Here is a 12,810-nt window from a genome sequence, read left to right as displayed (position 1 = left end):
TGCATTGTTGTAAATAAGATTTTTGTAATTTCTTATTTTGCGCTGCAGTGTTTTTAGTTGTGTATTGATAAAACTTGTGGTTTTGAGTGTATGGTGTTTTTTGTTAACTTAGTATACAATTAATTCTGGTTATTATAATGAGTGTAAACAATACGTATATGCGATGCATATTGTTGCTCTTGATTATTTATAACTGTGGCTGGCAGCGATGGCAGCCCGTATGTAATTCAGTCATTTGTGCATTAACCGCACAAATGTGTGTGCGTTTTTATCGATTTTATCTTTGTTTGAGGTACACATATTTACATTTCGATGAAGAGATGTGGATGGCTGGCTTAATGAAGAAAGGAATCCCATGAAGTTTCGACGATTGTTGCAAGGCGGCGCAATATTTGCTTTGTCGATCAGTATGGCTAGTCCGATGATTGCACAAGCTTCAGTGCCACAGGAAGATTCAATTGATCCATTCCATCCCTCAATACTGTGGGCAAGTTCTGAAGAAAAAAATGGTGAGAAAAAGCCAAATGGTACCATTTCTGCGCTTACTGATAGCGATGGGAGCGTGGATAGTGCTAAAACGTTTTGGACAACAAAATGGCAAGGTGGATACGATAATTTCCCACACATTCTCGCTATAAAAAATAATACTAATAGAGAGGTTTGTGGAATTCAGTATACTGCGCGGCCATCGTATGAATCAGTGCAAGGTAATTCGAATGCGCCAGGTGTTTATAGTGTTTTTGCATTCGATAAAGATCCAGGAAATCCATCTGATAAGAAAGATATTAATTGGCGTTCTAAAGTTCATCAAACGAAATTTAATAATGGCGAATTGATTGCAACTGGTGGTTTAAAAGGTATCAATGAGCCGCAAATTATCTCGTTTAAATCTACCAATAAGCCAATATTGACGTTGGTTGGTTTTAAAGCAGTTGATAGTAGCAAAAAAGATATGTCGGCTTCAGACATCAAACTTGTTCCATGTTTACCAGTTGAACATATGAAGAAACAAGGACGGGGTGATGCAACAGCTGCGCCTATTGATTTCTTCATTGATCAATTGCCATTTGGTGCTCCTGGTAAGCCAGTTACTTTCAGTCCATCGCAATATACTTATGAATCTACTGCATACTATCATACAACCTCTGTGTCTGCCAGAGTTAAGTTGCCCACTGGGGCTACGGCTACTATCAATGGCCGCAAGGTGGATTCTGATGGAAGAGTATCGGGCATTCCGTTAACAAAAGGTGTTAATGCTATAGTTGCAAAAGTTGTTGTTGGTAATGCTGCAAGTACATATGTTGTAAATGTGACAAAGGTTGACACAGATTTCCGTGGCAATGAAAAAATTAATGCAACTGTGAAGATAAATGGTGCAAATGATAATGACAATCTAATTGTTACGGATGGTATGCGTGCCACTTCTTGGAATACTACGAGTTTGAAAGATAGCGCTGAATGGTCTAACAAATCAACTGGTTTTACAATTCATTTAAATAGCCCTCGTTATGTAGGACGTATACAAGCTTATGGTTGGCCGACCATGCCAGCTGGCTCCCCTGGGTGGCAAGGAGGGCATTCTGTTGCTATTGATGTCAAAGCTGGTGACAATTGGAATACGGTTGTCACCAATGCAAGCCTTACGCGTGATAGTGATGGCTTATGGTATTGGGATTTGAACGGTTATCATAAAACACAAGATATACGTGTGTGGCTTAACAAGCCCAAAATTCACGATCCACAGCAAAACGGAATAGGTGCCACTGGGATGAGATTGGAAGAAGTAGAAGTGTGGGGGTTGCCTGAGGGTCAGAATCCAAAAGAAATTAAAGTACCTGATGAAAAACCTAAATATACCAGTTTTAATGCAAATGAAAATAAATATGGTGTGAATCGTGCACAAGCATTGGCATTGCAATACGGTGTATTATTGCCAACTTGGGTACCTTCTGAAGGCTATGGGCGTGGAGTTTATAACGATGCAGAACGCCGTTTAACTGGCGGATCGTTCCCTATGTTCTATGATAAGCCTTTATTTAATGCTCCATTGATGCGGCAATTAGGGAAAGGTGTGCCTTGGTCACTTGCTAAAGCTCCAAAGGGTGGCAATAGTATGGGTGAAAATAGTGTACCTAAAGATTTTTTGACTGAAGAAATGAAGCCATATGCTAATAGTCTTGTTGATATTCAATATGGTGATGAGGGAGGTTATAGCGAAAGTGAAGTACAGAAATTTAATCGATGGTTCAGTTGGTCTAAGAATAGGTATCCTGGGGCAATAGTGCATTCTAATCAAGCTCTTGGTCTTGGTTGGGAAACGCATTCCAATATGAGTCATTTTGTCAAAACAGCAAAGCCTGATCTTGTTTCGTGGGATACATATTATTATGGTGCAGGTCAAGGTCCAAAGCCAAGTAAAATTGTGGCAAACATGTTGCAGAATAAGCTATGGACTTCTCAGAGACAAGCAGCCCTAGAGGGTTTGACAGGTGATTGCAGTCAGCCAGTTCTATTTGGACAATATTTAGATTACAACTGGGATGCTAATGTTTCTGCTTCTCAAAAGTCGATTGTTCCTATGATAGGATTAGCTACTGGCCAAAAATGGTTTGGGCTATTCCGTATGGAATATAATGCTTATGATCGCAGTTCGATTATTGACCAAGATGGAGCTCCAACGCGAAGCTTCTACGAGTTTTCTAGCATTTTCAAAGATGTGCAGGGCCTTGGGAAATACTTGGTTGCAATGAATAATGAGTATGCAGGATTGAAATCTGGCGTATATGCAGATCGTGCATCTGCTCCGAATATTCAGGGATTCCGTATGGGAGCTTTTGACAGCACGGAGGGAAAGCTAGCGAATGCAGAATTTGGGTTGCAAAAGATTACCGTAAAGAATGTCGGAACTGTTAATAACGGAAAACCTGGAGATGTGCTTGTCGGTCATTTCTCAACACTAAAAGATCTTAATGAGGAAATTCGTAAAAAGATTTTTGGTGAAAGTAAATATGCACCAAAGGCATTGTTGGTAGTTAATGCTTTAACTGGTGATACTCGCTATCCATCATATTATTTATCAACACGTAATGATAATGGTTCTTATGCTGAAACGGCACAGGATATCACGCTTACTGTAAAAAGACCTTCTAGAAATGCAATACTCATGCAGGTTGATCCGCGTACATACATAGCTAAGACAGTTCCGCTTAAAGATGGTGATGATGAGCAGGATGTAAAACTAGAACGTGTTGGCGGAGGTCGTGCTCGATTGCTGTATTGGTTGGAAAATAACGCAGCTTATGAACGTAAAAAAATTGAGGATATAGAACCAAAGAACATTGCGAAAGATAAGAATGTTATAGCAAGTCAATCACGTACTGAGCCGGAGTATGCTGCTAAATCCTTAACTGACGGTGACATATCTACGCGTTGGGCAGCTCCAGATAATCCAAATTATCCAGTGACGCTTGATATCACATTAGGGTGCAATGCTAAGTTCGATGCTGTGCAAATTGAAGAATTTGTTGAGGGTAACGTGAACCATCGCATTAAAAAATTCTCCTTATGGACAAAAAATCAGTGTGATCGTTCAGCGTATAGTGAGAGCTCATGGAAAAGAATATATGGAAAAGATAATGCTGCAAAGGAAGATCTCAGTGATATCAATTTCGAGAATTCTCAATATGCTAGCGAATTGCGTGTGCAGATAGATGAGGTATATCCGAATGTTGATATGTATAATGGGCATCCGGGTAGTCCAACTATTAGTGAAATTAAAGTGATTTCTAAGACTGAGCAAAAGAAGACTCCAAAATCTAAGCATGGTTCGTCTGTTCTTGATTCAGGTGGTGTTTCTACTGATTCAAGACAGTTGGATAATTCTTATGGTCCAAGTGTGACGTTGGAGTCTGGTGATAATCATGATGGTATGTCAAAGGCTAAGCGGAATAAGTCTATGTCTGGTCCGTCTGTTCTTGATTCAGGTGGTGTTTCTACTGATTCAAGACAGTCGGATAATTCTTATGGTTCAAGTGATTCGAATGTCAGTGGACTGAGAATGAGCGAAAATAAGCAGCCTACTATTCGTAAGAATGGCTTGTGTCAAAAACGTGAGAAGTGCTCTCGTGGCATGTTGGTTGCTGGAGGTAGTAGTGTGACTGGCGTCTCGGTGCTTTCGTTAACATTTTTTGCTTTTCATTTACTTGTTAGACATAGTAGGAAAGTGCGACAAAAATAGCCATTATAGGTGTATATAATTAGTCTATTCTGTTAGTGTATCCCCATGTGTATTTAGTGTTTATGCCTATTTGTGCATGGGGATTTTTTATGTCTGAAAGACTTTAGAATACTGCTTTTTGAATATGCGGATAATGATTTAACTGGCGCACATCCTTGTTTTTTGTTAATATAGTAAACAATTGATTGTTCGATGTGAAGTTGCATTGATCGCTAAAGCAGGGTGGCAGCATGAATGAGGATTATTTAGCAAATGTAAGGCCTACAGCACGTCAAATTTCTTGGCAGCGCATGGAAATGTATGGTTTTATTCATTTTGGAATGAATACTATGACAGATCGTGAATGGGGGCTTGGTCACGAAGATCCGAAGATATTCAATCCAAATAATTTAGATGTTGACCAGTGGCTTGATGCTCTACAATCGGCAGGTATGACCGGCGTGATTCTAACTTGCAAGCATCATGATGGTTTTTGCTTGTGGCCTTCAAAGTACACCAAGCATACCATTGCGTCCTCTCCATATAAAAATGGAAAAGGAGATATTGTGCGCGAAGTTAGTGAATCAGCTTATCGACATAATATGAAATTTGGCGTATACCTTTCACCATGGGATCGTACAGAATCATCATATGGCACTGGCAAAGTTTACAACGATTTTTATATTAATCAACTTGTTGAATTGCTAACGCACTATGGTCCTATTTTTTCCGTATGGCTTGATGGTGCTTGCGGCGAGGGTGAGAATGGTAAAACGCAAACTTATGACTGGCAACGAATCTATAATACAGTCCGGGCGCTGCAGCCAGATGCTGTTATCAGTGTTTGCGGTCCAGATGTGCGTTGGTGCGGCAATGAAGCTGGTCATACGCGCTCTAATGAGTGGAGCGTATTACCTACAGAATTACGTAGTGCTGAATTAACCTCTTCAAAATCACAACAATCAGATGATGGTAAGTTCTCTCGCAAATTTGCGTCTACTGATGAAGATTTAGGGTCTCGTAAGGCGCTTGCACACTACGAAGGCGATTTTGCTTGGTATCCAGCAGAAGTTGATACCTCTATTCGCAAAGGTTGGTTCCATCACGATAATGAGGATAATAATGTTCGCAGTTCTGATGAATTATTTGATATATGGTGTAAATCTGTAGGGGGTAACTCAACACTTTTGTTGAATGTGCCACCGACACGTCATGGTTTGTTAGCAGATTCTGATGTTAAAATTTTAAAAGAATTGGGCGATAAGATTCGTAAATTCCATGGGCGCGAATTACGAGATCATGAAGCATTATCAATACAAGTTTTAAGTCCTAATACATATGAAGGAAATCCAAAGTACTTGGTTGACAGAAAACAGGGTACAGCATTGTCATCTTCTAAGCCGATTGATTTTCGTATGGTATTTACTGAACCTACTTATATTGATGGCTTAGTTATTGAAGAAGATATTAGTAAAGGACAACACGTTGAAACAGCTGAAATTCACGTTGTTGATGAATGTGGAGTAAATCATCATGTTTCAGATGTTCATGCCATAGGATATCGCAAAATTCTACGTTTTGACGCGATTCGTGCAGTATCGTTAACTGTGAGAATAACTAGTATTCGTCAATATGTAGCTCTTCAATCATGCTATCCACTAGTTGCACAAGACGAGTAGTAGAAAAGAAAACTCTGATATAAATTTATTTCAATAGCAATAAAATACCGCTGACATAGAAACTTTTTTGTAACTATATCAGCGGTATTGGTTATAGGAGGGAGGGTTAGAATAATTGCAAATCCACATTTAGAGAATATGGTTTATTGGCAGGCAAATGATATTCGGGATGCACAGGCGAGCCCCACGAATCATCGCCGCCGACTCCCATTTGTGCTGCAAGAATTCGCAAGAACATATGTTTTGAGTCACCTAAATCACTTATATGTTGTGCTTCCTCTATCATAGTGCTGCTGTATGGAAGTAAACTTACGCAGAAGTTGCTAGTACTATTATGCCGCTGAATACGCATGCCATGCCCAGAATCGTCTGTTACGTTTGCCCATCTTACTTTTTCATGATTGCCAGTTTCTTGTGGAACAAGATATGGCATAAAATCGTCAAAAGCATTTGTTTTCCAAATCCCTAAACGTCCCGCACTGGTGCGGTCTGCATATGTTTCAACAGGACCAATACCGTAGAATTCAAGGTTTCTGTATTCTATTGGTAGCATCCATTCCAATCCAAATGCTGGAATGGAAGGTAAATCTTTTCCAGAAGGAACATAATTTAGTTCAATGTGTAAATCTCCTGATGTTTTAGACACATATGTTAAATTCACTATTGTATGATCTGCGTTAGCAAGTTCATATTTGTATACAATTTGTAGCGTATTGTCGTCGAGCTTCTCAGCTGTTTGATCTACGCATTTAGCATATTTACCTGCTACAGACCATTGAGCACGCTCAAAACCATGCTTGCAACCGCGGTCATTGTCTGTTAGTGCTCGGAATGTAGTGATCAAAGGACGTTTAATCACAAATTCTCGTTCGTCAAGACGGTATGAAATAAGCCCGCATTGTGAATATGAAAAAAGCGTTTCGATCGAAGAGTTACGTGTTCCTGCGTTCCAGCGTCCAATAGTAACAGTGCCATCTTTATGTAATCGTGCATTTGATATTTGCTTAGCTTGTGATTCTGAATTTTTAGTTAATATTGTGTATTGTCCGAACGATAATTCGTATCCTTTTTGTGCCCAACGTGTAGATTTTGCAAGCGTGCACGAAACTTCAAAAGTAATTTCTTCCCCACTGCTTTGATACTGTTCTAATGGCCACTCTATGGGCATTTCAAAATCATTTTCAGGTTCCACATTACACGTATATGGTTGAGACCACATAATTTTGCCGTCAACGCGTAATTTTGCCAAGAATACGTAATTTTCAGTATTCATGAAAAGCTGATGATTTTCTATGCGAACACCATTTTCGTTTGGATATAGTCTTATATTTGCATATTGTTGTTTAGCCTCAATGGCCTTAGGACTTGGTTTTCTATCTGCGAATAATAGACCGTTGCCGCAGAATTCATAATCGGTAGGTCGATCATCAAAGTCGCCACCATATGCCAAATGCGTGGTTCCGTCTGGTAGGGTTTGTCTTATTGCCTGATCGATGAAATCCCAAATAAAACCACCTTGGTAATGCGGATACTTTTCAAGAGCAACATACTCGTTCATGTTTCCCAATGAATTCCCCATAGCATGCATGTATTCGCAAGATATATAAGGTTTATCTGGGTTGTTTGACACGTATTTTTCTATTTCATCTGCGTGAGCATACATGCGTGTTTCAATGTCGCTAGTATCGCGCCAAGACTTATCCATAGTCTGCCCTTCGTAATGCACTGGGCGATGTGCATCTAGAGCATGAGCATGATGATACATAGAACGAAATACGTCTCCACCAAAGGACTCGTTTCCGAGAGACCAAATCAGCACACATGGGTGATTGTAATCGCGTTTAATCATGTTATCGACGCGATTTACGCACGCGGCACGCCATTCATCTCTACTGCCAGGAATAGCGCATTCTGGAGTTATGTTTCCGCGCCCATCTGACCACGTTCCATGTGTCTCTAAATTAGTCTCGTCAATAATATATAGCCCATATTCGTCGCATAAATCGTACCAAGCATCTTGATTAGGATAGTGAGAAGTTCGTACAGCGTTTATATTGTGTTGCTTACAAAAAAGCACATCGGAAACCATGTCATCATATGTGATTGCTCGGCCTCTGTCGCAATTAAATTCATGACGGTTTACGCCTTTGAAAATAATGCGTTTTCCGTTTAATCTCATTATGCCGTTTTCAATATCAAAATGTCTAAAACCAATCGGCTGCACTACATGTTCAATAATATTTGATTCTCTGCTTACAACATCAATATGTAAGTCGTATAGCGCAGGGTATTCAGCACTCCAAGGTAGTGCTTTAGTAATAGTAGTCTGTTTTAGTTCAGTAATCGTTTGTGCAGGTAGCGTGCAGTCCCACAAAATCTCATTATTATTTGTGAATTTATCGTTGCTGTATTTATGATTTGTAATGTAAGTATGCAGTGTAATATCTTTTAAATTGTCTCCTTCTATGTTTGCTCTGAATGCGAGTTTCCCAGTATTTGTATCATTGCTATAATCTGCATCAACATGAAGATTTGATACATGGGTGGAAGGATGTGCACACAGTTCAACGGAACGGAAAATTCCGTGTAGTCTCCAATAATCTTGATCCTCTAGCCATGATGCGCTAGAAAATTCGTAGCACGCTACAACAATACTATTTTCAGAATCTTTTAAAAATTGAGTAATATCAAATTCACTCGGCGTAAAAGAGTCTTCACTATATCCAACAAACTTTCCGTTAATCCATACATAAATAGCTGTTTGTGCTCCATGGAAGGTAATAGTAGCTTTACCTTCTTCGTTCAAAATCTGTTTAAGATTATTTTGTAAAACAAAATGTTTCTTATAAATTGCCACATGATTTAAGGAAGGAACATTTGGTGCTTTAACGTCCTCATGACCATCCCAAGGGTACTGAACGTTAACGTATTGCGGTTTTAATAGACCGTTCATCTGTAAGTGAGATGGAACTGAGATTGTTTGATATGAAGAATCTTCGTAATTTTTAATATCCTCATCTAAGTTTTCAGGGTTGAATACACGGGAAGAAAGTAGCTTTACTTCCCACGTTCCATTAAGTGACTGTATTGGTATGGTGTCATTTATTGTGTAATGATGATGTGAATGCGCTGAAATAGTGTTAACGGCAAAAACCTGAGGATTTGTTATCCAATCAGTTTTTGCATAGTTGGAAGATATGCAAGTATATGTTGGCTCATCCCAACAAGTATTGTCATTATAAATAGATGGCCTAGCCATTACATGCTCCAAATCGTGTTAGTAAAAGTTAAGAATACGTATAGATTAATTATGCTTCTGACAGCATAAAACTGTCAGAAGCAATAAAAGCAGATTTAGCTGGTTACCCTTTTGTAGCTCCAATTGCTAAGCCTGATTGCCAGTAGCGTTGCAATGCCAAGAAGAGCAGAATCAGTGGGAATACGACTAGCAAAGATGCGGTAATGACTAGGTTTGGAATAATAGGCATATTGCCACCTTCATTGCCTTGAGCATTCCACTGTGCAAGACCTAATGCCAATGGATACCATTTAGAGTCTTTCAGCATTATCAATGGAAGGAAGTAATTGTACCAAATAGAAACAAATGCGAACAATGACACTGTTACCAATGATGGTTTCATAAGTGGTAATGCAACTTGGAAGAAAATGCGTCCTTCTCCAGCACCATCGATACGTGCTGCTTCTATAAGAGAAGTTGGAACACTTTGCCCTGAAAATGTCCACATTAAATATAGACCAAATGGGTTTAGTAGAGATGGAATTATTACAGCCCAAGGAGTGTTTGTTAAACCAAGTTGCGAGAAAATCAAGAACTGTGGAACTACAAGCAGTACTCCTGGAATTGCCATAGATCCTAAGATGGTTAGCAAAATAAAGTGTTTGCCTTTAAAATTGAGTTTTGCTAGAGCATATCCTCCCATAGTTGCAAACAATACAGAAATGATAGTGCCAATTATTGTGTATAGGACCGTATTTAGAATCCATCGTGCGAAAATGCCATTGTTATATGTAAATACCTCTACTATGTTGTCCCATAGAGCGAATGAGGATCCAAATGATAGACCGAATGTAGAAGCAAAATCAGCCTTAGTTTTTGTAGCATTTATGAATAGCCAAACAAATGGAACGAGAGCGTATAATAGATATAGATACACCCAGAATGTCATCATTGGACTCTTCTTTGGATGTTCAACAGTGTAGAACCTCGTGAGTGGAGGCATCGCTGCCTGATTATTTGATGATTTTGTTGTATTAATCATTTGTTCTTCCTTTTGGATGCTTCGTTGCATATTTCGTCTATGGTTAATCAGCGGTGACATTTTTGCGCATATTGCGAATTTGAATCGTAAATGTAACGACAATGACAATAATTGCCATAATCAATGCTGCTGCAGCAGCATATCCCTGTGAAGAGTCACCAAAAGCTAGATTGTAAATGTATAAGTTTGGTGTCCAACTGGTTGTAATGCCAGTGCCTCCAACCATTTTTGACAAAATTTGCGGCTCGTTGAAAAGCTGTACACTACCTATTATTGAGAAGATAGTAGTTATAGCCAGTGAGCCTCTAATCTCTGGAAGCTTGATATAACGATCTATTTGGCGATAGCTTGCGCCGTCAATTACAGCAGCTTCGTAAAGATCTGGTGAAATAGCCTTTAATGAAGAATAGAAGATGAGCATGTTATATCCAATAGCAGCCCAGCTAATCATTACTCCGATAGAAATCATGATAAATGAAGGAGAAAATGGATTTATATCAGTATGAGATATCTCATTAAAATTCTTAAACAGACCATACCTAGTTCCAAGGATGAACCCCCACATTAATGTGGAGATAACACCAGGAACAGCGTATGGAATGAATATTGAGATTCTGCACCAGTTTGTACCATATAGACGTTTCGAATCGATAGCAAGCGCTAGGCAAATGGAAATTATTAACATTAGAGGGACTTGGATTGCTGTAAATATGAGGACGCGTGCAATACCCTGCCACAATAATGGGTCTTTCAAAAGTTCGAGATAGTTTTTTGCGCCGACAAACACGGTTCCGCCAATTAATTGGTGTCCGAAGAAACTAATGTACATCGAGTATACAAGTGGAATAATAAACACGAAGGTAAAGAGAAGCAAAAATGGAAGCACGAACATCCAACCAGCAGCTCCTTCGCGTTTAATTCCATTGCGTTGCCGTGTTAAATTTGCTCGTTTATTTTTAGAAGTGTTCAATATCATTGCTTTCCCCCAATGTAAAAACTTTTCAGTTAAATTAGGTGCTGTTGGTGTTGTAGCACCAACAGCACCTTAAATGGTAATGAGTTTATTTGCTATTATTAGTAAACATTATTTGCTTACTGTGAAGCCCTGTTTGTTTCCATAGTCGATGCACAGCTTAGCCCAGTTTTCTAGCTGAGTTTGCAGTGATTCGCCTTTGGCTACTTTTGCATAATCCATATTGTCACCATATAGATCACGCACTTTTTCCATGAACGGAAGGTACTGCCATCCTTCTCCTACTTTTTGAGCTGAATCGGCAATAGGCTCACGGTACTTCTGGTCTCCGAAGTAAGGGTCAGTAGAAGAGAGGAATTCGTTATTCTTAAGTACGGAAACATTTGGAGGGAATACTCCAGCATCAACGCGTGCTTTTACGCCTTCCTTATCGTAGGCAAGGAAGTGCAAGAATTTCCAAGCCCATTGATGATTCTTTGCTTTCGCTGGAATAGCAAAGCCAGAGCCGCCGTTTTCTGCGCTCAACTGTTCGCCCGCTTTCCATTGAGGCATAGGGGCAACACGGAAGTTTCCAGCTTGTTTTGGAGCGCGATCTTTAATGCTAGAGGTGAACCATCCTCCTATGATTTGTGTGGCAATAGTTCCATCGTTTAAAGCTCTGTTCCAATCATCGGACCAAGTTTTGATATTAGTTGCGATTAAGCCTTCCTGAATCATCTTCTGATAGTAAGATACAGCTTCCTGCATCTTTGGATCTTTTACGTTAATGTGAGCAGTGGTTCCGTTAACCTTAAATGGATGCCCTCCAGCTTGCCATACAAGGGATAGCAATGTGAAGATATCGCTTGCGTCATTTGTTATGTAGTACTTGTCTCCGAGTGCTTTTACTTTCTTAGCTGCTTGGTAATATTCTTCCCAAGTTTCTGGTACTTTGCTTACTCCTGCTTTTTCTAATATTGCCTTATTGTAGAACATGACGCTTGGGCCGTAATCCATTGGAATTGCGTATGGCTTATTGTTGAAGCTGATGTCCTGCCATGCGCCTTTCACAAATGTGCCTTTATCATTATTTGCGCCAAGAGTACTTAAATCTACAAGTTTATTTTGAATTGCGAAATAAGGAACCGTCAAGTACTCAAATTCCATAACGTCTGGAATTCCCGATCCAGCTTGAATGGCTGTATCCAGAGCCTGATAAGCGTCTGTTACAGTTTCTACTTTAATTTTTACGTTTGGATATTTCTTTTCAAATATTGCTGCTGCTGCTTTTGTTGGTGTTGTATTACCAGTCCACACAGTGAGGTTAACAGGTGTTTTAGTATCAACTTGCGCTGATGAACTCGAGTTATTGGTGTTACCGCATCCAGCAAGCGATAGTAGAGCGGCGCTCGCTGCTGCAATGATGCCAATAATTTTCTTTCCACTATGCATGGCGCTTCCTTTCTTTGAAGCTTTACTTGTCGACTTTGACGAGTTGTGTATTGATTGCCGGCGGCATCTATGTCGTAGGAACATTCAATGTTAACTATCTTAACAAATTATTTATTTGTTGTAAAGTCCAAGAAATATACAAATACTTGTGTGTATATTGGGATGAAATTATTGTTAATAATTATGGTAATTATGCCTAGCGCGTATGTGTTACAGCTGGCTACAATGGTT

The 12,810-nt window shown here is 39.5% G+C and carries 6 protein-coding genes; 2 read left to right on the top strand and 4 right to left on the bottom strand.

Going from position 1 to position 12,810, the window contains the following annotated elements; translation table 11 throughout:
- Positions 1–355 precede the first annotated feature (355 nt).
- Both HXT20_RS06530 and HXT20_RS06525 read left to right on the top strand, forming a co-directional pair.
- On the top strand, positions 356–4,237 hold the full coding sequence (locus HXT20_RS06530) for a discoidin domain-containing protein (protein WP_101886661.1): 3,882 nt from the start codon (positions 356–358) through the stop codon (positions 4,235–4,237).
- Positions 4,238–4,467: 230 nt separating this feature from the next.
- On the top strand, positions 4,468–5,895 hold the full coding sequence (locus tag HXT20_RS06525) for an alpha-L-fucosidase (RefSeq protein WP_020759655.1): 1,428 nt from the start codon (positions 4,468–4,470) through the stop codon (positions 5,893–5,895).
- Positions 5,896–6,001: 106 nt separating this feature from the next.
- On the opposite strand, the gene HXT20_RS06520 is transcribed toward HXT20_RS06525, so the two are convergent.
- From HXT20_RS06520 to HXT20_RS06505, 4 genes are all read right to left on the bottom strand, one after another.
- Positions 6,002–9,154, bottom strand: coding sequence for a glycoside hydrolase family 2 TIM barrel-domain containing protein (locus HXT20_RS06520; protein ID WP_020759654.1), 3,153 nt, complete (start codon positions 9,152–9,154; stop codon positions 6,002–6,004).
- A 103-nt stretch (positions 9,155–9,257) separates the two neighbouring features.
- Positions 9,258–10,175: a carbohydrate ABC transporter permease gene (locus HXT20_RS06515; RefSeq protein WP_004114082.1), complete on the bottom strand. Its 918-nt coding sequence runs from the start codon at positions 10,173–10,175 to the stop codon at positions 9,258–9,260.
- A gap of 43 nt (positions 10,176–10,218) precedes the next feature.
- Positions 10,219–11,151, bottom strand: coding sequence for a carbohydrate ABC transporter permease (locus tag HXT20_RS06510; RefSeq protein ID WP_004120282.1), 933 nt, complete (start codon positions 11,149–11,151; stop codon positions 10,219–10,221).
- A 108-nt stretch (positions 11,152–11,259) separates the two neighbouring features.
- Positions 11,260–12,579, bottom strand: coding sequence for an ABC transporter substrate-binding protein (locus tag HXT20_RS06505; protein ID WP_004114086.1), 1,320 nt, complete (start codon positions 12,577–12,579; stop codon positions 11,260–11,262).
- Positions 12,580–12,810: the final 231 nt, after the last annotated feature.

Source organism: Gardnerella sp. DNF00109, from assembly GCF_049262845.1.
Classification (GTDB): Bacteria; Actinomycetota; Actinomycetes; order Actinomycetales; family Bifidobacteriaceae; genus Bifidobacterium; species Bifidobacterium vaginale.
The sequence above is the reverse complement of the archived record's forward strand: the minus strand, read 5'-3'. Positions and strand labels throughout refer to the sequence as shown.